The sequence below is a fragment of the Bradyrhizobium sp. A11 genome (assembly GCF_042077125.1).
GTDB classification, from domain to species: domain Bacteria; phylum Pseudomonadota; class Alphaproteobacteria; order Rhizobiales; family Xanthobacteraceae; genus Bradyrhizobium; species Bradyrhizobium japonicum_B.
The window spans coordinates 1,449,339-1,470,808 of the sequence record NZ_CP149509.1; the positions used below are offsets into that span (position 1 = coordinate 1,449,339).

Genomic DNA, 21,470 nt, shown 5'->3' on the forward strand with positions numbered 1-21,470 from the left:
GACGTCATGTTCGCCAGGATCCGCGCGATGTCGCGGCCTAACTGTTGACGAGCTCGTGCAATGGATGGAGCAGGAAGCCTCACCCGGTCTCTTTTCAGATCGCTGAGGCCCCAAGCCGACCTGAAGGCGGCCGCTGTCGGAGCGGTCGTGCTTCTGCGCGAGTGGGTGCAGGACAAGCGCCAGGAAAGACTTGAGGCGGCGCGCGCCGTCGCCAAGGACAAGATCAAGACCAAGGCCAGGGCCAAGGCCGTCGTCGAGCGCGAGCCGCCGCCGCGCGTGGTCGCGCTGGTCGAGCGCTATTTGCCGCGCCGGGTCGGAATCAGCATGACCGTTCTGCTGCTGATCGGCAGCTGCGGCTTCGGCATCGTCAAGGGCGGCCATCTCCAGGATTTCATCACCGCGGTCAGCGATGCCCGCAACGCGCTGGCCAATTCCGCCGGATTCCGCATCACCTCCGTCGTGATCAACGGCCGCAAGCAGCTCACCCAGGACGAGATCCTGGCGATCGGCGGCGTCAGCGGCCGCTCCTCGCTGCTGTTTCTCGACGCCGACGCGGTGCGCGACAAGCTCAAGGCCAATCCCTGGATCGCGGATGCGACCGTGCTGAAGCTCTATCCGGGCCAGCTCATGATCGAGCTCACCGAGCGCAAGGCGTTCGCGCTGTGGCAGGAGGCCGGCCGGCTCTCGGTCATTGCCGATGACGGCGCCGTGCTCGAGCCCTACGTCTCGCGTCGCTTCCTGACGCTGCCGCTCGTGGTCGGCAAGGGCGCCGAGACCCAGGCGCGCGATTTCCTGGCGCTGCTGGCGCGCTATCCGCAGGTCAATGCGGTGACGAAAGCCGCGATCTACGTCGGCGAGCGGCGATGGAATCTGAGGCTCAAGGATGGCCTCGACATCCGTCTGCCCGAGCAGGACGTCGGCAACGCGCTCGCGATGCTGTCCAGGCTCGACAAGGAGGACAGGCTGTTCTCCCGCGACATCGTCGCCGTCGACATGCGCCTGCCCGATCGGCTGGTGGTGCAGCTGTCCGAGGACGCCGCCAAGGCGCGCGAGGATCTGTTCAAGGACAAGAAGAAAAAGAAGGCCGGGGATTCCGCATGACCGGTCTCGATCGCACCCAGACGCCGAAGACGCGCCCGATGCCGCACAAGCGCGGCGGCCTCGTCGCCTGCCTCGACATCGGCACCAGCAAGATCGCCTGCATGATCGCGCGGCTGAAGCCGTCGCCGCCGAGCGAGGCGCTGCGCGGCCGCACCCATGCGGTGGAATTGATCGGATACAGCCAGATCCAGTCGCGCGGCATGAAGGCCGGCGCGGTGATCGATCTCGGCGAATGCGAGCAGGCGGTGCGCCAGGCCGTCGCGCTCGCGGAGAAGATGGCCAAGGTGCGGGTCGAGTCCGTGCTGCTCTCGGTCTCCGGCGGCCGGCTGTCCGGCCAGCTGGTCGAAGCCGCCGCCGACATCCGGGGTGGTGCGGTGACGCAGGCCGACGTCAGCCGCGTCACCTCCACCGGCATGCGTCACGCCACCGGCGAGGGCCGCACCGTGCTGCACGCGCTGCCGGTCGGCTACACGCTCGATGGCGTCAAGGGCATCCGCGACCCCCGCGGCATGGTTGCCCATCAGTTCGGCGTCGACATGAACGTCGTCACCTGCGACGCCACCGTGGCACGGAACCTGATGCTGGCGGTCGAACGCTGCCACATCAATGTCGAAGCCATGGCGGCGAGCCCTTATGTGGCCGGCCTGTCGGTGCTGACCGACGACGAGGCCGATCTCGGCGCTGCCGTCGTCGAGATGGGCGCCGGCACCACCACGATTGCCGTTTATTCAGGCGGCCGTTTCGTGCATGCGGCGGGTTTTGCGGTCGGCGGGCAACACATCACGATGGATCTGGCGCGCGGACTCTCCGCGACCATTGCCGACGCCGAGCGAATCAAGACGTTATACGGCACCGTCATCACCGGCGGATCGGACTCGCGTGAGCTGATGTCTGTGCCGACAGCCGGTGACGAGCAGGATCTGCCGCAGATCGTCTCCCGCGCCACCATCGCCAACATCGTCAAGCACCGTGCCGAGGAAGTCTTCGAAATGGTTCGGGACAAGCTGAAGGATTCGCCCTTCGCCTCAGAGCCCAACGGCCGCGTCGTGCTCTCGGGCGGAGCCTCGCAGCTCACCGGCCTCGTCGAGCTCGGTACCCAGATTCTCGGCCGGCCCGTGCGGGTCGGACGTCCGCTCGGCTTCGGCCGGCTGCCCAACGAGGCGAAGAACGCCGCGTTCGCGGTGCCGGCCGGACTCCTCGTCTACCCGCAATATGTTCACCTCGAACATGTCGAACCGCGGCATACGCGGCACCAGGTCAAGACAGGGACCGGCGGTTATTTCGGAAAGGTCGGACGATGGCTACGCGAGGGCTTCTGATGATTCATTTCCGCAATTCCCGACTTTCACCAACACCCGCGGCCGCCGGCCGGGGCGAACCCACGCGCGCGTGATCGAGAGGCAACCATGACCATCAGCATCAATGTTCCTGATATTCACGAACTGAAGCCCCGGATCACCGTGTTCGGCGTCGGCGGCGCCGGTGGCAACGCCGTCAACAACATGATCACGGCCGGCCTTCAGGGCGTCGACTTCGTGGTCGCCAACACCGACGCGCAGGCGCTGACGATGTCGAAGGCGCAGCGCATCGTGCAGATGGGCACCGCGGTCACGCAAGGGTTGGGCGCCGGCTCGCAGCCGAACGTCGGCGCCGCGGCGGCGGAAGAGGTGATCGACGAACTGCGCGACCATCTCTCGGGCGCCAACATGGTGTTCGTCACCGCCGGCATGGGCGGCGGCACCGGCACCGGTGCTGCTCCCGTGATCGCCAAGACCGCGCGCGACATGGGCATCCTCACCGTCGGCGTCGTGACCAAGCCGTTCCACTTCGAGGGCGGCCGCCGCATGCGCACCGCCGAAGCCGGCATCGCCGAGCTGCACAAGGTCGTGGACACGCTGCTGATCATTCCGAACCAGAACCTGTTCCGGGTCGCCAACGAGAAGACCACCTTCGCCGACGCCTTCGCGATGGCCGACCAGGTGCTCTATTCGGGCGTCGCCTGCATCACCGACCTGATGGTCAAGGAAGGCCTGATCAATCTCGACTTCGCCGACGTCCGCGCCGTCATGCGCGAGATGGGCAAGGCGATGATGGGCACCGGCGAAGCCTCCGGCGACAAGCGCGCGCTGACCGCCGCGGAAGCCGCGATCGCCAACCCGCTGATCGACGATAGCTCGATGAAGGGCGCCAAGGGCCTGCTGATCTCGATCACAGGCGGCAAGGACCTCACTCTGTTCGAGGTCGACGAAGCCGCGACCCGCATCCGCGAGGAAGTCGACCAGGACGCCAACATCATCGTCGGCGCGACCTTCGACGAAGCGCTCGACGGCCTGATCCGCGTCTCGGTCGTCGCCACCGGCATCGAGCAGGCCGCGATCGCCCGCAACAGCCAGGCCACCTCCGCTCCCGTCGCAAACCCGGCCCCGCAGGCGCAGCAGGCGCCCGCGGCGCCGGCCGCGGCCGCCGAGAGCCGTCTCGCCGACCTGACCGCGCGGCTCCGCGCCGACAACCAGCGCATGGCCGAGCGCGCCCAGAAGCTGGAAGCGCAGATCCCGGCCGCAAGCCAGGCTCCGGTTGCTACCGCGCCGATGGCGCCCCGTCCGAACGTCGAGCGCGCCGCGCTCGCCGCCATCGCGGCTGCCGTTGCCGACGTTCCGCAGGCCCCGGCGCCGATGCAGACCTACGGCGACGTCACCGTGCGTCCGATCGCGCAGAAGCCGACCCTGTTTCCGGAGCCCGAGCAGGCTCCGGCCGTGATGCAGGAGCCGATGACGCCCGAAACCTTCATCCCGCCGCAGGCCGAACGCCCGGTCCGTACGCCCAGGATGCCGCGCATCGACGAGCTGCCGATGCCGGCCCAGGCCGAGCTTCGCCAGGCGCGCGGTGAGGTCGAGGAGGAGGCGCCGCAGAAGAGCCGCCTGTCGTTGCTGCAGCGCCTCGCCAATGTCGGCCTCGGCCGACGCGACGAGGAAAGCGAGGCGCCGGTTGCGGCCCGCACCACCGGCCCCGCCATGCCGCCGCTGCCCGAGCGCCGGCCGCAGAAGACCGTGGCCCAGCAGATCGCGTCGAATGACCCGGTATCCGAGTACGCTCGCCGTCCGGCGCCGCAGGGACTGGACATGCATGGTCGTCCCGCGCCTGTTGCGCCGGCGCCACAGGGCGACGACCATCTTGATATCCCGGCCTTCCTGCGGCGGCAGGCGACCTGAGGATTGTTACAATAAGGCGGACGAAAACAGGTCCCGGCAACCAGCTTGCCGGGACCTTTCCTTTGCTCCCGTGCATGTCCGGATTGTGCAATCAAGCGGCTGATTTTAAATGATTAATTACGCGTTTGGGTGTTCGGTAGAATTGCCGGCAGCGGCCTAAAAGCTCGGCGCAATTTGGTTAAGCCTTGGCGCGAATACGGCGGGTTTGGGGTAACAATCGGTAAAAAAGCGTGAGTTGGCGCTGTTTAGGGCAGTGATTATGGTTTGCCGTGACTTGGGGATACGGATTCGCGGCGTCGGCACGGGCTGGGCAGGTGGGTCTCGTATAAGTCGCGATGGGTCGTAGTGGGGCGGGTTCCTGATGAAATTTAGCCGGCAAACAACGCTTGGTGCGCAAGCCTCCGTGGCAGGCGTGGGCGTTCATTCCGGTCTTCCCGTCACTCTCACGCTTGGGCCCGCGCCTGTCGACGCGGGTTTTGTTTTTATCCGGACAGGCCTTGAGGGAAGTGATCGCGAAGTTCAGGCGACGGCCGATCAGGTGATCGCCACCGACTTCGCCACCGTTCTCGGTGATCGCACCGGTCCGCTGGTGTCCACTGCCGAGCATGTTCTTGCTGCACTGCGGGGCATGGGTGTCGACAACGCCACCATCGAGATCGATGGCCCGGAAGTGCCGATCATGGACGGCAGCGCCGCGGCCTTCATTGCGGCGATCGACCAGGCCGGCATCGTGACCCAACCGGCCCAGCGCCGCTTCATTCAGGTCTTGAAGCCGATCTCGGTCAAGATCGGCGATTCCTTCGGCGAAATCAGGCCCCATGCCAACGGGTTCTGTGTCGAGGTCGAGATCGACTTCACCAATCCCGTCATCGGCCAGCAGGCTTACACTTTCGAGCTCAACCCGGAACGTTTCCGCCGCGAAGTCGGCCGGGCCCGGACCTTCGGTCTGATGTCCGATGTCGCGCGGCTCTGGAGCGCGGGTTATGCCCTCGGCGCCTCCTTCGACAACACCGTCGTGTTCGACGACGAGCGGCTGCTCAACACCGAGGGTCTGCGCTACGCCGATGAATGCGCCCGTCACAAGGTGCTGGACGTGATCGGCGATCTCTCGCTGGCCGGCCTGCCGCTGTTGGGTGCCTACCGCTCGGTGCGTGGCGGCCACAAGCTCAACCACGCCGTCCTGACTGCGTTGCTGGCCGACCGGACCGCCTGGCGGGTGGTCGAGGGCGAGGCGATCCGCCGCACCACGCGTCCCGTGGGCGAAGTCGGCCGCGGGATCGTCGGCGGCCGGGTTGCGGCGGCCTACGGGCCGGACGTGTCCTGAACAGAGCAGTTGCCGCGGGCCTCCGGCCGCGGCGCACCCCCGGGAAACTCCTGGTAACCATGATCGGCTAGCATTGCGGCAAGTTCGCCTTAATCCGGGCGAATTGCCTGCCTATCCGGTTGGTTAAAGATCGCTTTTCGGATCCATCGGCGTGGTCGCATAGCAGGCACCACGGCACCATTCGCGCCCGTGACGGGGTCATGGGCTGGCGGGCACCGCATCACAGGGCGTCAGGGCTTAAACTCATGTCGGCACAGCGTATGACGCGCGGATACTTCTCGATCTCCTTGCGAGCTCGTGGGCTGCTTCAGGCCGTCACCTTCATCCTGCTCGCGCTGCCGCTGGCCGGCTGCGGCACCGGCTCGCTCTGGGACAAGTTCACCGCCAAGGACGACACCTTCGTCGAGGAGCCCGCCGACAAGATCTACAATGAGGGCCTGTACCTCATGAACGAGAAGAAGGACATGAAGGCGGCGAACAAGAAGTTCGAAGAGGTCGACCGCCAGCATCCTTATTCCGACTGGGCCCGCAAATCGCTGCTGATGTCCGCCTATGCGTCCTATCAGGGCGGCGACTATGACGGCTGCATCGGCGCGGCCACCCGCTACGTCACGCTGCATCCCGGCAGCCCGGATGCGGCCTATGCGCAATATCTGATCGCGGCCTCCCATTACGACCAGATCCCGGACATCAGCCGCGACCAGACCCGTACCGAGAAGGCGATCGCCGCGCTGGAAGAGGTGGTGCGCAAATATCCGAACTCGGAATACGCGACGTCCGCCAAGGCCAAGATCGAAGGTGCGCGCGATCAGCTCGCCGGCAAGGAAATGAACGTCGGCCGCTACTATGCGCAGAAGCGCGACTACACGGCGGCGATCAACCGTTACAAGACCGTCGTCACCCAGTACCAGACCACCCGTCATGTCGAGGAGGCGCTGTACCGGCTGACCGAAGCCTATATGGCGATCGGCATCGTCGGCGAGGCCCAGACCGCGGCGGCCGTGCTTGGCCACAATTTTCCTGACAGCCGCTGGTACAAGGACGCCTATAATCTTGTAAAATCCGGCGGTCTCGAGCCGAGCGAGAATCAGGGGTCCTGGATCAGCAAGACCTTCAAGAAGATGGGCCTCGGCTAGGAAATTTGGTTCCATGCTGGCGCGTCTATCGATCCGCGACATCGTCCTGATCGAACGGCTCGATATCGAATTCGCAACGGGCCTTGCGGTTTTGACCGGTGAGACCGGTGCGGGCAAATCCATCCTGCTCGATGCCTTTGCACTGGCGCTCGGCGGCCGCGGCGACGCCGGCCTCGTGCGCCACGGCGCGGAGCAGGGTCAGGTCACCGCCGTGTTCGACGTCCCCAAGAATCACCCTGCGGCGAAGATCCTCGCCGAGAACGGCCTCGACGACACCAGCGTTGAAGAATCTTGCGAGATGATCCTGCGCCGCGTGCAGCTCGCCGACGGCCGCACCCGGGCCTTCATCAACGACCAGTCGATCAGCGTGCAGACGCTGAAGGCGGTCGGCGCCGCCTTGGTCGAGATTCACGGCCAGCACGACGAGCGCGCGCTGGTGGACGCCGCCACCCATCGCCGCCTGCTCGACGCCTTCGCCGGCCTGGAGAAGGACGTCGCCGCGGTCGAAACGCTCTGGGACGCACGCCGGACCGCCAACACCGCGCTGGAGGAGCATCGTGCCGGCATGGAGCGCGCCGCGCGCGAGGCCGATTATCTGCGCCACGCCTCCGCCGAGCTGAAACAGCTCGCGCCAAAGGACGGCGAGGAGACCTCGCTTGCCCATCGCCGGAGCACCATGATGCAGGGCGAGAAGATCGCTTCCGACCTGCGCGAGGCGCAGGAGGCGGTCGGCGGCAATCATTCGCCGGTCGCCGCCCTCTCGGCCGCGGTACGCCGGCTGGAGCGCCGCGGCGTCAATTCGCCGGCCCTGGTCGAGCCGGCCGTGAAGGCGATCGATGCCGCGATCAACGCGCTGGAGGAGGCCGACCAGCATCTCCAGGCCGCCCTGGCCGCAACCGATTTCGATCCGGCGGAGCTCGAGCGTATCGAGGAACGGCTGTTCGCGTTGCGCGCCGCCTCGCGCAAATATTCGACGCCGGTCGACGGGCTCGCCGCGCTCGCCGCCAAATATGCCGCCGACGTCGTGCTGATCGACGCCGGTGCCTCGCAATTGAAGAAGCTGGAGCAGGCCGCGATCGAGGCAGATGGCCGCTATGCCGCCGCCGCCAAGAAGCTGTCGGCGGCGCGGCAGAAATCGGCCGAGAAGCTCAACAAGGCCGTCAACGCCGAGCTCGCGCCGCTCAAGCTCGAGCGCGCCAGGTTCATGACCCAGGTCGAGACCGACGAGGCCGCGCCGGGGCCGCAAGGCTTCGACCGCGTCGAGTTCTGGGTGCAGACCAATCCGGGCACCAAGCCGGGGCCGCTGATGAAGGTCGCCTCCGGCGGCGAGCTGTCGCGCTTCCTGCTCGCGCTCAAGGTCGTGCTGTCCGACCGCGGTTCGGCGCCGACGCTGGTGTTTGACGAGATCGACACCGGCGTGGGCGGTGCGGTCGCCGACGCCATCGGCGGGCGCCTGGCCCGGCTGGCCGGCAAGGTCCAGGTGATGGCCGTGACCCACGCCCCGCAGGTCGCCGCCCGCGCCGACCAGCATCTGCTGATCTCCAAGGACGCCCTCGACAAGGGCAAGCGCGTCGCCACCCGCGTCAATGCGCTCGCCGCCGACCACCGCCGCGAGGAAATCGCCCGCATGCTGGCCGGCGCCGAGATCACGGCCGAGGCGAGGGCGGCTGCGGAGCGGTTGCTGAAGGCGGCAAGCTAGGCGTCGTATCCCGGACGCGCGTAGCGCGAGCAGGGACCCATAATGCCGCCCCGTGGGCCCCGGCTCTGCAGCGCACCGCTGAAGAAGCGCTGCGTCCGGGGCGCGAGAGTTCTTCCGACTTTACCCTTCCGCCCGCTCCGTCGTATCCAAGCATCATGGCCAGAGCAGCAAAATCGAAACCGCTTCGCGACGTCGCCGATCTCACCAAGGCCCAGGCCAAGGTCGAGCATATGCGGTTGTCGCTCGAGATCGAGGGGCACAACGAGCGCTATTATCAGGAGGACGCGCCGACCGTCACCGATGCCGAATACGACGCGTTGCGCCAGCGCCTCAACGCCATCGAGAAGCGTTTCCCGGAGCTCGTCAGCGCGGACTCGCCCTCGCAGAAGGTCGGCGCCGCGCCATCGGGGCGCTTCAAGAAGGTGCGGCATTCCGTTCCGATGCTGTCGCTCGACAATGCCTTTGCCGAAGAGGACGTGCGCGACTTCGTCGGCCGCATCGTTCGCTTCCTCAAGCTCGACGACGACAAGATCGATTTCTCCGCCGAGCCGAAGATCGACGGCCTGTCGATGTCGTTGCGCTATGAGGGCGGCGAGCTCGTCACTGCGGCGACGCGTGGCGATGGCGCGGTGGGCGAGGACGTCACCGCCAACATCCGCACGCTCGAAGACGTGCCGCAGAAGCTGAAAGGCCGCAACGTCCCGGAGATCTGCGAGGTGCGCGGCGAGGTCTACATGACCAAGAAGGCGTTCCTCGCGCTCAACGAACGGCAGAAGGCCGAAGGCGGCACCATCTTCGCCAATCCGCGCAACTCGGCCGCGGGCTCGCTCCGGCAGAAGGACCCGACCATCACCGCCTCGCGTCCCCTCGGCTTCTTCGCCTATGCCTGGGGCGAGATGAGCGCGATGCCGGAGGAGACGCAGAGCGGCATGATCGGCTGGTTCGAGCGCTGCGGCTTCAAGACCAACCCGCTCACCAAGCTCTGCCATTCCGTCGAGGGACTGCTCGCCTTCCATCATGCGATCGAGGAGCAGCGCGCAAGGCTCGACTATGACATCGACGGCGTCGTCTACAAGGTCGACCGCATCGACTGGCAGGAGCGGCTCGGGTTCGTCTCGCGCACGCCGCGCTGGGGCATCGCGCACAAATTCCCGGCCGAGCGGGCCATGACGGTGCTGCGCGACATCGAGATCCAGGTCGGACGCACCGGCTCGTTCACGCCGGTCGGCAAGCTCGAGCCGGTCGGTGTCGGCGGCGTGATCGTGCAGAACGTCACGCTGCACAACGAGGACTACATCAAGGGCATCGGCAACAAGGGCGAGGTGCTGCGCGAGGGCCGCGACATCAGGATCGGCGACACCGTCGTGATCCAGCGCGCCGGCGACGTCATCCCGCAGGTGGTCGACGTCGTGCTCGACAAGCGGCCGAAGTCTGCCCGGGAATTCCACTTCCCGAAGAAGTGCCCATGTCCGCTGCACACCGACGTGGTGCGCGAGGAGACGGCGGCGGGCGAGGAGGGCTCGCGCGCCCGCTGCACTGGCGAGTTCGCCTGCCCCTATCAGAAGATCGAGCATCTCAAGCTGTTCGTCTCGCGCCGTGCCTTCGACATCGACGGTCTCGGCGAGAAGCAGCTCCAGTATTTCTTCGACGAGGGATGGGTCAAGGAGCCCGCCGACATCTTCACGCTGGAAAAGCGCAATTCCAGGCTCAAGCTCGAAGAGGTCGAGGGCTATGGCGCGACCTCGGTCCGCAACCTGTTCGGCGCCATCGAGAGCCGGCGCAGGATCGCGCTGGAGCGCTTCGTCTATGCGCTCGGCATGCGCCATGTCGGCGAGACCACGGCGCTGGCGCTGGCGCGCGGCTACGGCTCCTGGGACGCCTTCCACGATGCCTGCCTCAAGGTCGCCAAGGGCGACGAGGAGGCGATGGCCGAGATGGACGCGCTCGACCAGATCGGCGACACCGTGATCAAGAGCATCGCCGATTATTTCGGCGAGAGCCACAATCGCGGCATCGTCGAGCGGCTGACCAAGGAGGTCGAGATCGTCGACGCCGAGAAGCCGAAGAGCAATTCGCCCGTCGCCGGCAAGACGGTGGTGTTCACCGGATCGCTGGAGAAGATGACGCGCGACGAGGCCAAGGCCACGGCAGAGCGCTTGGGGGCGAAGGTCTCGGGCTCGGTGTCGAAGAAGACCGATCTGGTCGTTGCCGGACCGGGCGCCGGCTCGAAGCTGGCGGAGGCCAACAAGCACGGCGTCAAGGTGCTGACCGAGGACGAGTGGCTGAAGCTGATCGGGGAATGACGGTCTCCTCCATCATTGCGAGCGCAGCGAAGCAATCCAGAATGTTTCTGCAGTGACAGTCTGGATTGCTTCGTCGCTACGCTCCTCGCAATGACGGCTGGAGCACGTGCACGGCGCTCCCCTCACATCATCCCGCTCTCTTCCTCCTCCGCCTGCTCGATCAGCGCCTCGCTCACCGTCACGTCGCGGCGGGGGACGATGAAGATCATCATGCAGGCACAGAGCAGCGAGATGGCGACGACGGCCGAGGTCAGCGGCAGCGTCGTGGCCGAATGGCCGCCGAGATAGGCGCCGAATTGCGACATCAGCGCGCCGATCCCCTGTTGCAGAAAGCCCATGGCGCCCGAGGCGGCGCCGGCGGCTTCGGGACGGATGCTGATCGCGCCGGCGGCGGAATTCGCCATCACGAAGGCATTGCCGACCATGACGATCATCTGCGTGCCGAACAGCCAGCTTGGGGTCCCGTTCCAGCCGGTGAAGCTCCACAGCAGGTTCAGCAGGCTCCCGCAGATCTGGAGCGCGAGCCCGAACCAGATCAGCTTCTCCAGCGAATGCCTGGGCGCAAAGCGCACGCAAAGCAGGTTGCCGACGAGAAATGCAAATCCCGTTGTCGCGAACCAGGCGCCGTATTCGGCGCTGGTCCGGCCCATCTGCGTCACCACGATATAGGGGCCGCCGCCCGCGAAGGTGAAGATGATCTGCGAGGCCAGCACCTGGCACATCACGTAGCCGACGAAGGCGCGGCTCTTAATCAGAATGGCGACGTCGCCACGGAAGCCGCTGCCGGCGGCTCGGCTGCGCCGCGTTTCGGGCAGCGCCACCGCGATGCCGACGGCGACGATGATTGCAGCGATGGTGATGGCGTAGAAGATCGCGCGCCAGCCGAACGCCGTCTCGATCAGGCCGCCGGTGAGCGGAGAAACCATCTGTCCGATCATCAGCGCCGCGACAACCAGGCTGATCATCGAGGCGACGCGGTCGCGGTCATAGATGTCGCGGATGATAGCGCGGCTCACCACCATGCCGGCGGCGCCGCCCAGGGCTTGGAAGAAGCGGGCCGCGATCAGCTGCGGCAGGGTTTCGGCGAAGATGCAGGCGATGCTGGCCGCCACCATCAGCGCCAAGCCTCCGAGCAGCACCGGGCGCCGTCCGAACCGATCGGACAGCGGGCCCATGATCAGCTGCGACAACGCAATGCCGACCATGTAGAGCGACACCGTCATCTGCGCGATCGAGATGTCGCTGCCGAAAGTCGTCGCCAGCACCGGCAGCGCCGGAACAAGGATGTAGAGCGAGATCGGCGCGATCCCGGTCATCACGACGAGCAGCAGCAGCACCCCGCGCGAGGTCGCGAGGTTGCGCGTCCCTTCCGGCGGCTTGCTGATGATGCCGTGCATGCGCGTCCATCTTTTGCGTTCGAATCGACTGTAGCGCGCCGGCGCAAGACGGATATCGGCGTTTCGGAATGCGGCTATACGGATTTCGGGAGGGTGATGATGGAAGCACGATGTTGGCGTCAGCCTCTGCTGTCATTCCCCGCGCAGGCGGGGAATCCAGTACGCCGCGGGGTCTTTATCTACGTTTGCTGCCTCTGGAATACTGGATGCCCCGCTTTCGCGGAGCATGACAGTTGTGTTGGGGAAGAGCTTTGCGCAGGGGGCGTGGCGCCATGCGCTGGAGCAGTGAGACCCTACGCCTTCAGCTCCGCCGTCGCCTGATCGAGCCAGGCCCGGGTCGCCTCGTCGAGCGCCGGCCCGACTTCGGATCGCACGCGCGCGTGGTAGGCGTTGAGCCAGTCGAGCTCATCCTTGCTCAGCATTGCGGCATCGATCAGCCGGCGGTCGATCGGTGCGAGCGTCAGCGTCTCGAACGCGTTCATCGGCTTTTCGGCGCCCTCGATGCTGGCTTCGACCACCAGCTCGAGGTTCTCGATGCGGATGCCGAAACCGTCGGTCTTGTAATAGCCGGGCTCGTTGGAGAGGATCATGCCGCGCTTCAGCGGCGTGGTGCCGAGCTTCGAGATGCGCGCCGGCCCTTCGTGCACCGAGAGATAGCTGCCGACGCCGTGGCCGGTGCCGTGCTCGAAATCGACGCCGGCGGCCCAGAGATATTGCCGTGCCAGCGTGTCGAGCTGCGCGCCGGTGGTGCCGTCCGGGAAGACGGCGCGCGCGATCGCGATATGGCCGCGCAGCACGCGCGTGAAGCGGTCGCGCATCTCGGCGGTCGGCTCGCCCACGGCCATGGTGCGGGTGACGTCGGTGGTGCCGTCTTCGTACTGCGCGCCGGAATCGATCAGCAGGAGGTCGCCGGGCGCGATGCGCCGGTTGCTCTTGCGCGTGACGCGGTAGTGCACGATGGCGCCGTTGGGGCCGGTGCCGGAGATGGTCGGAAACGAGACGTCCTTCAGCGCGCCGGTGTCGCGGCGAAACGTCTCCAGCGCCTCAACCGCGTCGATCTCGGTCAGCTTGCCGCTTGGCGCCTCGCGGTCGACCCACGCCAGGAAGCGCGCCAGCGCCAGCGCGTCGCGCCGATGCGCCGTCTGCGTCCCCTTGATCTCGGTCGCGTTCTTGACCGCTTTGAGCAGTGCGATCGGGTCGCTGCCGCGCACCGGCTTGCCGCCGGCGCTCGCGATCAGCCGGCTGAGCGCGTCGGCTGCGGTGGCACTGTCCAGTGCGATCGATCCGCCGCCCTTGGCCAGCGCCATCAGCGTCGGCGCCATCGCGTCGGGCTCGCGCACATCGGCGGATTGCTCGAGATGGTCTCGCGTCAGGTTGGAGAGCTTGCGGTGATCGATGAAGATGGTGGGACGTCCGTCTTTCGGCACCAGCGCATAGGACAGCGGCAGCGGCGTATGGGCGACGTCGGCGCCGCGGATGTTGAAGGTCCAGGCGACCGCGTGGCTGTCGGACAGCACCAGCGCGTCGACGCCGAGCTTGCCGATCTCGCCTCTGATCTGCGCCAGCTTCTCGGCTTCGGTGACGCCGGCATGCTGGAGCCCGTGCACGGCGACGGGGGCGAGCGGCGGCTGCGGACGGTCCTGCCAGATCGCATCGATCGGATTGCTATCGACGGCAACCAGTTCGGCGCCAGCCTTGGCGCAGGCGGCGGACAGGCGCTCGGCTGCCGCAAAAGTGTGCAGCCACGGATCAAATCCGAGGCGGTCACCGGCTTTCAGATGCGTCGACACCCAGCTCTCCGGCGGCGGGTCGATCAGCGATTCCACCACCCATGCCTTGGCATCGACCTGCTTGGCGGCCTGAAGCGTATAGCGGCCGTCGACGAACAATGCGGCCTCCTGCGCCAGAACCACCGCGAATCCCGCCGAGCCCGTGAAGCCGGTCAGCCAGGCCAGCCGTTCTTCCGACGGCGGCACATATTCGTTCTGCTGCTGATCGGCGCGCGGAACGACGAAGCCGGCGAGCTTGCGACGGGCGAGTTCTTCGCGAAGTGCGGCCAGCCGTGCCGTCAATGCGACGCCGGCCTCCGGCTCCTCGAATGTCTGGAAGTTTGCTTCGAACATGGTGGATCACTTTAGGATCATGGGGACGAGTCCGCAATCTGGACGCAATTTGCGTCGCATCTGGCATGGACTGTGCTTGAATGGTTCCACTTGAATTGGGTGGAGTAAAGGATGCGGCAACCGCGCTTCGTCCGGATGACAGCGAAATTCGAGCAGGTGGTTCATCTCAACGGCGAGGGGACACACGATGCCAGCATTCACGTTTGAGAAGATTTCCCCGCCAGCGCGCCGGGCCCCGACTGCGGCGGCACCGAAGAAGCCGCGCAGCGTCATCAGCCAGATGATCGATCGCATCGCCGAGCGTCGCGCCAGGCGCACCTTGCAGGTCGAGCGGGAAATTCGCCAAGACGAAAAGCCGGCGGAGTAGGGCGAGGGAGCTCACCCGCGGCGCGGACGCACTTATCCCATCTTCCGCAGCAACAGACTGCTCCACCCCTCGATCCGCAGATGCTTCAACGGCACGAGGCCGCGGGCGCGATAGGCGGCGATCACGGCGGGGGCCTGATGCGTCAACAGGCCGGAGAGGATGACGCGCCCGCCGGGCGCGAGATGCCGTGCCATCGGGCCTGCCAATTGCCTCAGGGGATTGGCAAGGATGTTGGCCAGCACCAGGTCGAACGGACCGGCCCGTCCAAAATCCGGCGCGCCGAAGCCGGTGGCGCGGATCACCCGCACATGGTTGCCGACTTCATTCAGCGAGGCGTTCTCAGAGGCCACCCGCACCGAGGGAGGATCGATGTCGGAGGCGAGCACGGCGCGATGCAGCGCCTTTGCCGCGGCGATCGCCAGCACGCCGGTCCCAGTGCCGAGGTCGAGCAGGTTCCTCGGGCAGGAACTCTTCAGGACATGGTCAAGCAACAGTAAACAGCCACGCGTCGTGCCGTGATGGCCGGTGCCGAAGGCGAGCGCCGCCTCGATCTCGATGGCGAGCTTGTTCGGCGCCACGCGGTCGCGGTCATGACTGCCGTGCACGACGAAGCGCCCGGCCGGGACCGGCACGAGATCCTCCAGGCTGGCCCTGACCCAGTCCTTGGCCTCGACAATGTCGAAGGCGAGCGACGCGGCGATCTCATTTCCTGCTGATGTTGCAATGAGTTCGCGCAGCCATGTGGCATCAGGCGCCTCGGCGAAATGGAGCGTGACGTCCCATTGTCCGTCCGGCCGCTCGAAGGCCGCAACCGCCGCGTCGCCCTCGAAAAACACCTCCGTGAGCACGTCGACGACGCGCCTGGCGTCGGCCTCGCTGCCGATCGAAAAGCTGGCGCGATGGGTTGGAGCAGGCTGCATTCAGGGTTCCGTTGCGTTGAATTTTTGCAATTTTTGCCGGCAATTTTCCGCGCAAGTTGCGGTTCCCGGGTTTACCCGGCTGAAGGTTCCGCCTCGTACATTCTCGGATGTCGAATGAAGCCAACACAGCTTGGAATTGAAACGGAGGCGAGTCTTGAAGAGCATGATTCAGAAGTTCTGGTCGGATGAGTCCGGTGCGACGGCGATCGAATACGGTCTGATTGCCGCGGGCATCGCCCTGGCGATCATCACCGTGGTGAACAGCCTGGGCAGCACCATGAACGACAAGTTCACGACGATTAGCACCAACCTGAAGTAAATTCCGCCTCCATTTCCCAGCGGGGGCTGCTTTTCTTCTGAGGCTATCCTGATCACCGCCCGCCAGGGGAATTCCCCCTTGGCGGGCGGTCGCTTTTTGGCCGCCGCTTCTTCAATATTCACAGGTTATGCGCTGCTCACCGGCGCCCTATCCACCGGTTGTCCCGCAAGTGTCCCTGCAATTATCCACCGTCTTTCCCCCGGTCGTCCCGACGCCCTGGCCCAAGCATCCCGGGGCCTACCCACAAACCCTTCAACAGCCTGTCCACAAGCAGTCCACAGATCTATCCACGGCTTCCGAACAGCGAGCGGTGGTCCCTGAGGATCGCCTGCGCGGCGTTATGGCCGGGCGCACCGGTGACGCCGCCGCCGGGATGGGCCCCTGAGCCGCAATGATAGAGGCCTCGCAACGGCCCGCGATAATCGGCATGGCCCAGCATTGGCCGTGCCGAGAACAGCTGGTTCAAGGTCAGCGCGCCGTGGAAGATGTCGCCGCCGACGAGGCCGAACTGCCGTTCGAGGTCGAGCGGGGACAGGATCTGGCGGCCCAGCACGCTCGCTGCAAAACCCGGCGCGTACTTGTCCACCGTCGCGATCATGAGCTCGGCGACCTCCTCGCGATGGTCGTCCCACGACTTTCCGTCCGGAAGCTCCGGCGCGACGTGCTGGCAGAACAGGCTCGCGACGTGCTGTCCCGCGGGCGCCAGCGTGTCGTCGAGCGTGGAGGGGATCAGCATCTCGACCACGGGCTCCCGGCTCCAGCCCTGCGCCCGCGCATCGAGATAGGCGCGGTCCATGTAGGGAAGGCTCGGCGCCAGGATGATGCCGGACGAGAGATGGTCGCCTTCGCCCGGCAGCGCCGTGAAGGAGGGCAGGCGATCCAGCGCCACGTTCATGCGGAAGGTGCCGGAGCCGTTCTTCCAGTGCCGAATGCGGGCGAGGAAGTCCGCAGGCAGCGCCTCGGACGCGATCAGTTGCGTGTAGAGCAGCTTCGGATTGACGTTGGCCGCGACATATTTTGCGCGGATCGCCTCGCCGTTCTCCAGCACGATTCCGACCGCGCGGTCGCGCTCGACGATTACCTCGCGCACGCCGGCATCCGTGTCGATCACCACGCCGCGGTCGCGCACCGCGCGCGCCATCGCCTGCGTGATCGCGCCCATGCCACCGATGGCATGGCCCCAGACGCCCTTCTTGCCGTTCACCTCGCCGAAGGCGTGATGCAGCATCACATAGGCCGAGCCGGCGGCGTAGGGGCTGGCATAATTGCCGACGATGGCGTCGAAGCCGAACAGCGCCTTGACCAGATCATGCTCGAAACGTTCATCCAGCATCTCGCCGGCTGAGCGGGTGAAGAGATCGAGCAGGCTGCGGCTCTGTTCCAGCGTGAGGCCGCGCAGGATGCCGGCGGTCTTCCAGGCGTTGACGCCTTCGCGCAACGCCGCAGTGCCAAAACCGTCGACGAGGTTCGGCGGCGCGCGCAGCACGAACTGCCTGAGCACGTCGGCGATGTCTTCCAGCTCGCGCGAAAACCCGTCGAGCGCGCCGGCGTCATGCGCACTCAGTCGCGCGACTGACGCCTTCGTCCGGCCCTCCCCGGTGAGGAGATAGCTGCCGTCCGGCGCGGGCAGGAAGTTCTGGGCGCGCCGTTCCACGATGCGCAGGCCCTGCTCGGCGAGCTTGAGGTCGCGGATCACCTGCGGATTGAGCAGGCTCACCGTGTAGGCCGCCACCGAATTGCGGAATCCCGGATGAAACTCCTCCGTGACCGCGGCGCCGCCGACCACCTTGCGGCGCTCGACGACGCGCACGCGCAGGCCGGCCATCGCGAGATAGGCCGCGCAGGTGAGGCCGTTATGGCCAGCGCCGATGATGACGACGTCGGTTTCGGTCATGGAGTTTTGAATTGTTCCACTGTCATTCCGGGATGGTCCGAAGGACCAGACCCGGAATTTCGAGATTCCGGGTTCGCCTCTTCGAGGCGCCCCGGAATGACATCTCTATATCAAGCATTGCCCACTGCAACATCGCGCCTCCCTTTATTGCCCGTTCAGGCGCCTTGTGCTCCATTGCGCGCGTCCGGCGTCCGCCGGGATTGAGCCGGAGCTTCCATGGATTCGATCGTGCAACCCGCCGCCACGGAGCAGCCGTCCGCCTCGCGCAACCGGCTGTTGCTGACGGTCTACACCGCTGCGATCTTCGTCAGCGCGCTGCTGCTGTTCTCGGTGCAGCCGCTGTTCACGAAGATGGTGCTGCCGCGGCTCGGCGGCTCGCCGGCGGTGTGGTCGGTGGCGATGGTGTTCTTCCAGTCGCTGCTGCTGGCGGGCTATGCCTATGCGCATTTCCTGATGCAGGCGAGGAGCCGCGTCGTTCCGGTGGCCGTGCATCTGGTGCTGCTGATCGCGGCCTTCGCCATGCTGCCGCTCGGCATCGCCTCCGGCTATGGCGAGCCGCCGGCTTCCAACTATGCGTTCTGGCTGCTCGGCCTGTTCGTGGTCTCGATCGGCCTGCCGTTCTTCGCGCTCGCGGCCAACAATCCGCTGTTGCAGGCCTGGTTCGTACGCACCGGCCATCCCGCCGGACATGATCCCTATTTCCTCTATGCCTCCTCCAACATCGGCAGCTTCCTCGCGCTGCTGTCGTATCCGTTCCTGCTGGAGCCGGTGTTCACGCTGCACACGCAGAACCGGCTCTGGACCGGCGGCTATGCCCTCTTGATCCTGCTGATCGGCGCCTGCGGTATATTGCTGCTGCGCTCGCCGAAACTTGCGAGGGTCGACGCGAAAACCGAGGACGCCAATGCGCCGGCGCCGGCCTTCTTGACGCGGCTGCGCTGGATCTTCCTTGCCGCGGTGCCATCGGGCCTGCTCATCGCCGTCACCGCGCACATCTCGACCGACGTCGCGGCGGCGCCGCTGCTGTGGGTGCTGCCGCTGTCGCTGTATCTGCTGACCTGGGTCGTGGTGTTCCAGTCGCGGCCGCTGCTGCCGCACAAATGGATGCTGACGCTGCAGCCGGTCGCGATCGCGGGCGTTGTCGTCCTGCTCGCCTTCGGAGGCGAGCAGAATCTGCTGTTGACGCTCGGCGGCCATCAATTGTGCTTCTTCGTCATCGCCATGGCCTGCCACGGCGAACTGGCGCGGACCCGGCCGGCGGCCAAATATCTCACCGGCTTCTATGTCGCGCTGTCGTTCGGCGGCATGGTCGGCGGCCTCTTTGCCGGTCTCCTCGCACCCTTCACGTTCTCGTGGATCGCCGAATATCCGATCCTGGTCGCGCTTGCCGCGCTGTGCCGGCCGATTGCGAACGAACGGCTTGCCGGTGTCGTCAAATGGTACTGGCTGGCGCTCGCCGCGCTCGCGGTGGTGCTGGTCGTGCCGTCCACCACCACGGGCGGCGTCTCGACATGGTTCGAGGATCACCGTGTCTGGGTCGCCGGCAGCGTCGGCGTGCTCGCGGCACTGCTGGCACTGTCGCTCAATGCCAACCGCTGGAAGATCTTTGCCACGGTCGTGCTCGCGCTGGCCTTGATCCGCGTCTATCCCGCGGACGAGGGCCGCGTCACGACGGTGCGCAGCTTCTTCGGCGTGCACAAGATCGTGGTGACGCCCGGCGGCTATTTCCACGTGCTGATGCACGGCACCACCATTCACGGCGCCGAGCGCTTCCGCAACAATGACGGCACGCCCGTCGCAGGCCGCCCCGAGCCGATCACCTACTATCACGCGGACGGCGGCATCGGTCAGGCTGTCAGCGCCATCCGCGAACGCAAGGGCGCGCCGCTCAAGGTCGCCGCGATCGGCGTCGGCTCGGGCACGCTCGCCTGTGCCGCCGCGCCCGGCGAGGACTGGAAATTCTTCGAGATCGACCAGTCGATGGTCGATGCCGCCCGCGATCCCAAAAATTTCCGCTACATCTCGAGCTGCATGCCGGATATGAAGCCCGTGATCGGGGACGCGCGCCTCACCTTCGCCAAGGAGCCCGACGGCGCCTATGACCTCGTCATCGTCGATGCCTATTCGTCGGATGCGATCCCGATCCATCTCGCCACCGAAGAGGCGATGAAGATCTACAAGGACAAGCTCGCGCCGCACGGCGCCGTGGTGATGCACGTCTCCAACCGGCATCTCGATCTCGAGACCGTCGTGGTCGGCATCGCCGACGCCAATGATCTCAAGAGCTGGGTCTTCAACGAGGATTCCGGGCGCGATAGCGACTACATCTTTTCGACCGACGTCGTCATCTCGGCGCGCGAGGAAGCCGACATCGGCAGGCTCGCCGCCTCGAAGTCGTGGGAGCAGACCGAAGCCGACGACAGGGTGCGGGTCTGGACCGATGACTATTCCAACATCCTGGGCGCGCTGCATCGGCGTCTGCGGGATGGGGAGTAGAGCTGACGAAAAAATGGTGTGCCGGTTGCTCGGTCGTCATGCCCGGGCTTGTCCCGGGCATCCACGTTCTTCGGACCGCGGGCAAGACGTGGATGGCCGGGACAAGCCCGGCCATGACGGCGAATAGACCTCTTACGGCTCGACCGGCGTCCCCGCCGGCAAAGCTATTCCCTTTTCGCCGGCGACCTGCCGCAGCAGGTCGGGTCTGTCGGAAATGATCCCGTCAACGCCGAGCTCGATCATCCGCGCCATGTCTTCGCGCTTGTTGACCGTCCAGACCACCACGCGCAATCCGAGTTCGTGGGCCTCCGCGACGAGCGCGGCGGTGACATCGCCGAAATGGGGCGACCAGATCGAGCCGCCCGCCGCCTTGATCGTGCGCGGCAGCGAGCCGCCGTGATCGGCCGGATTGAAGCCGGCCGTCCAGTTCGTCGCCTTGTCCAGCGCCACCGTCGGAGCCGAGCCGCGCTGGAGCGTCAGGTACACCGTCGGCATCTTGGGCGCCTGCTGCTGGACCAGCTGCAAGGTCCGCCAGTCGAACGACTGGATCATGACCCTGTCGGAAAACGCTTCGGTCTCGATCAGCGCCAGCAGCTTGGCGACAAAGGCCTGCGGATCGAGCGTTTCGTCCGGACGGTTCGGGTCGATCTTGGTCTCGATGTTGAAGCGCACACGCGCGTTGCCGGATTTTTTTACCAGCGCGAACAGCTCGCGCAAGGTCGGAATGCGCGTCCCCGGCAGCGCGCGCTGGTCGGGGAATTGTTTCGCGTAAGCACTATCCGGCCTGATCTGGCCGACGTCATAGGTCCTGACCTCGTCCAGCCGCAGCTTGACGAAGGGTGTGCCGGGCGTAGTGATGTAAGCGCCGTCGGCGCGGCGTGTGAGATCAGGATTGAGCCCGCGCTCATGCGACACGACGATCTCGCCGTCCGCGGTGACGCCGACGTCGAGCTCCAGCGTGTCCACGCCCATCGACAGCGCGTTGGCGAAGGCGGGCAGGGTGTTTTCCGGCAGCAGCGCCCGCCCGCCGCGATGCGCCTCGAGATCGAAGGCCATGGCTTGTTCTACGATGCCTCGTCCTGCAATGGCTTGTCCTGCGGTGAGAAGCGAGAGCACCGTCAGGATCGTTGCGGCGCGTGACGGCATGGTGCCTCGGCCGGTATGGTCGATTGGTGTGCGATT

15 protein-coding genes are annotated in these 21,470 nt (G+C 66.1%); 10 read left to right on the plus strand and 5 right to left on the minus strand.

Features of this window, described 5'->3' with window-relative positions:
- Nucleotides 1-60: 60 nt before the first annotated feature.
- The 7 genes from WI560_RS06715 (at nucleotide 61) to ligA (ending at nucleotide 10,772) form a co-directional block, all read left to right on the plus strand.
- A complete protein-coding gene (locus tag WI560_RS06715; protein WP_375307369.1) occupies nucleotides 61-1,101 on the plus strand; it encodes a cell division protein FtsQ/DivIB in 1,041 nt (346 codons plus the stop codon).
- The gene (gene ftsA / locus WI560_RS06720; protein WP_375159089.1) at nucleotides 1,098-2,420 is read left to right on the plus strand and encodes a cell division protein FtsA; all 1,323 of its coding nucleotides are present in this window, start codon (nucleotides 1,098-1,100) and stop codon (nucleotides 2,418-2,420) included. The genes WI560_RS06715 and ftsA overlap by 4 nt, the downstream gene beginning before the upstream one ends.
- Before the next feature lie 87 nt (nucleotides 2,421-2,507).
- Nucleotides 2,508-4,310, plus strand: coding sequence for a cell division protein FtsZ (ftsZ, locus tag WI560_RS06725; protein WP_375307370.1), 1,803 nt, complete (start codon nucleotides 2,508-2,510; stop codon nucleotides 4,308-4,310).
- Nucleotides 4,311-4,671: 361 nt separating this feature from the next.
- Nucleotides 4,672-5,634 carry a UDP-3-O-acyl-N-acetylglucosamine deacetylase gene (gene lpxC, locus WI560_RS06730; protein ID WP_375307371.1) on the plus strand — a complete coding sequence of 321 codons (963 nt, stop codon included), beginning with the start codon at nucleotides 4,672-4,674 and terminating at the stop codon, nucleotides 5,632-5,634.
- 245 nt (nucleotides 5,635-5,879) lie between these two features.
- Nucleotides 5,880-6,770: an outer membrane protein assembly factor BamD gene (locus tag WI560_RS06735; protein WP_257177049.1), complete on the plus strand. Its 891-nt coding sequence runs from the start codon at nucleotides 5,880-5,882 to the stop codon at nucleotides 6,768-6,770.
- Nucleotides 6,771-6,783: 13 nt separating this feature from the next.
- Complete coding sequence (gene recN, locus WI560_RS06740; protein ID WP_375307372.1) at nucleotides 6,784-8,469, plus strand: DNA repair protein RecN; 1,686 nt, start codon at nucleotides 6,784-6,786, stop codon at nucleotides 8,467-8,469.
- 155 nt (nucleotides 8,470-8,624) lie between these two features.
- Nucleotides 8,625-10,772: an NAD-dependent DNA ligase LigA gene (gene ligA / locus WI560_RS06745; protein ID WP_375307373.1), complete on the plus strand. Its 2,148-nt coding sequence runs from the start codon at nucleotides 8,625-8,627 to the stop codon at nucleotides 10,770-10,772.
- 122 nt (nucleotides 10,773-10,894) lie between these two features.
- On the opposite strand, the gene WI560_RS06750 is transcribed toward ligA, so the two are convergent.
- Together WI560_RS06750 and WI560_RS06755 are read right to left on the minus strand one after the other, a co-directional pair.
- Nucleotides 10,895-12,169, minus strand: coding sequence for a multidrug effflux MFS transporter (locus tag WI560_RS06750; RefSeq protein WP_375307374.1), 1,275 nt, complete (start codon nucleotides 12,167-12,169; stop codon nucleotides 10,895-10,897).
- 293 nt (nucleotides 12,170-12,462) lie between these two features.
- On the minus strand, nucleotides 12,463-14,292 hold the full coding sequence (locus WI560_RS06755; protein ID WP_375307375.1) for an aminopeptidase P family protein: 1,830 nt from the start codon (nucleotides 14,290-14,292) through the stop codon (nucleotides 12,463-12,465).
- A gap of 187 nt (nucleotides 14,293-14,479) precedes the next feature.
- On the opposite strand from WI560_RS06755, the gene WI560_RS06760 reads away from it, so the two are divergent.
- On the plus strand, nucleotides 14,480-14,659 hold the full coding sequence (locus WI560_RS06760; protein WP_375307376.1) for a hypothetical protein: 180 nt from the start codon (nucleotides 14,480-14,482) through the stop codon (nucleotides 14,657-14,659).
- Nucleotides 14,660-14,691: 32 nt separating this feature from the next.
- Here WI560_RS06760 and WI560_RS06765 read toward each other — a convergent pair whose 3' ends face one another.
- Nucleotides 14,692-15,579, minus strand: a complete 888-nt coding sequence (locus WI560_RS06765) for a 50S ribosomal protein L11 methyltransferase (protein WP_375307377.1) — start codon at nucleotides 15,577-15,579, stop codon at nucleotides 14,692-14,694.
- 163 nt (nucleotides 15,580-15,742) lie between these two features.
- Here WI560_RS06765 and WI560_RS06770 point away from each other — a divergent pair, with 163 nt between their 5' ends.
- Nucleotides 15,743-15,898 (plus strand): Flp family type IVb pilin, encoded by a 156-nt coding sequence (locus tag WI560_RS06770; protein ID WP_373568139.1) that lies wholly within the window; start codon nucleotides 15,743-15,745, stop codon nucleotides 15,896-15,898.
- Nucleotides 15,899-16,181: 283 nt separating this feature from the next.
- Here the strand turns inward: WI560_RS06770 and WI560_RS06775 are convergent, their stop codons facing one another.
- Entirely contained in the window at nucleotides 16,182-17,792 is a 1,611-nt protein-coding gene (locus WI560_RS06775) for a phytoene desaturase family protein (protein ID WP_375307378.1), read from the minus strand.
- 216 nt (nucleotides 17,793-18,008) lie between these two features.
- Between WI560_RS06775 and WI560_RS06780 the strand changes: the two genes are divergently transcribed.
- Nucleotides 18,009-20,288, plus strand: a complete 2,280-nt coding sequence (locus tag WI560_RS06780) for a fused MFS/spermidine synthase (RefSeq protein ID WP_375307379.1) — start codon at nucleotides 18,009-18,011, stop codon at nucleotides 20,286-20,288.
- Between the two features lie 132 nt (nucleotides 20,289-20,420).
- On the opposite strand, the gene WI560_RS06785 is transcribed toward WI560_RS06780, so the two are convergent.
- Entirely contained in the window at nucleotides 20,421-21,434 is a 1,014-nt protein-coding gene (locus WI560_RS06785) for a glycerophosphodiester phosphodiesterase (RefSeq protein WP_375307380.1), read from the minus strand.
- Nucleotides 21,435-21,470: the final 36 nt, after the last annotated feature.

Bases quoted from the DNA above. Each gene is read 5' to 3' on its own strand.
- WI560_RS06750 (WP_375307374.1), bottom strand. From the start codon at position 12,169: ATGCACGGCATCATCAGCAAGCCGCCGGAAGGGACGCGCAACCTCGCG.
- WI560_RS06780 (WP_375307379.1), top strand. From the start codon at position 18,009: ATGGATTCGATCGTGCAACCCGCCGCCACGGAGCAGCCGTCCGCCTCG.
- WI560_RS06735 (WP_257177049.1), top strand. From the start codon at position 5,880: ATGTCGGCACAGCGTATGACGCGCGGATACTTCTCGATCTCCTTGCGA.
- ftsA (WP_375159089.1), top strand. From the start codon at position 1,098: ATGACCGGTCTCGATCGCACCCAGACGCCGAAGACGCGCCCGATGCCG.
- ligA (WP_375307373.1), top strand. From the start codon at position 8,625: ATGGCCAGAGCAGCAAAATCGAAACCGCTTCGCGACGTCGCCGATCTC.
- WI560_RS06760 (WP_375307376.1), top strand. From the start codon at position 14,480: ATGCCAGCATTCACGTTTGAGAAGATTTCCCCGCCAGCGCGCCGGGCC.
- WI560_RS06715 (WP_375307369.1), top strand. From the start codon at position 61: ATGGATGGAGCAGGAAGCCTCACCCGGTCTCTTTTCAGATCGCTGAGG.
- WI560_RS06775 (WP_375307378.1), bottom strand. From the start codon at position 17,792: ATGACCGAAACCGACGTCGTCATCATCGGCGCTGGCCATAACGGCCTC.
- WI560_RS06765 (WP_375307377.1), bottom strand. From the start codon at position 15,579: ATGCAGCCTGCTCCAACCCATCGCGCCAGCTTTTCGATCGGCAGCGAG.
- WI560_RS06770 (WP_373568139.1), top strand. From the start codon at position 15,743: ATGATTCAGAAGTTCTGGTCGGATGAGTCCGGTGCGACGGCGATCGAA.
- recN (WP_375307372.1), top strand. From the start codon at position 6,784: ATGCTGGCGCGTCTATCGATCCGCGACATCGTCCTGATCGAACGGCTC.
- lpxC (WP_375307371.1), top strand. From the start codon at position 4,672: ATGAAATTTAGCCGGCAAACAACGCTTGGTGCGCAAGCCTCCGTGGCA.
- WI560_RS06785 (WP_375307380.1), bottom strand. From the start codon at position 21,434: ATGCCGTCACGCGCCGCAACGATCCTGACGGTGCTCTCGCTTCTCACC.
- WI560_RS06755 (WP_375307375.1), bottom strand. From the start codon at position 14,292: ATGTTCGAAGCAAACTTCCAGACATTCGAGGAGCCGGAGGCCGGCGTC.
- ftsZ (WP_375307370.1), top strand. From the start codon at position 2,508: ATGACCATCAGCATCAATGTTCCTGATATTCACGAACTGAAGCCCCGG.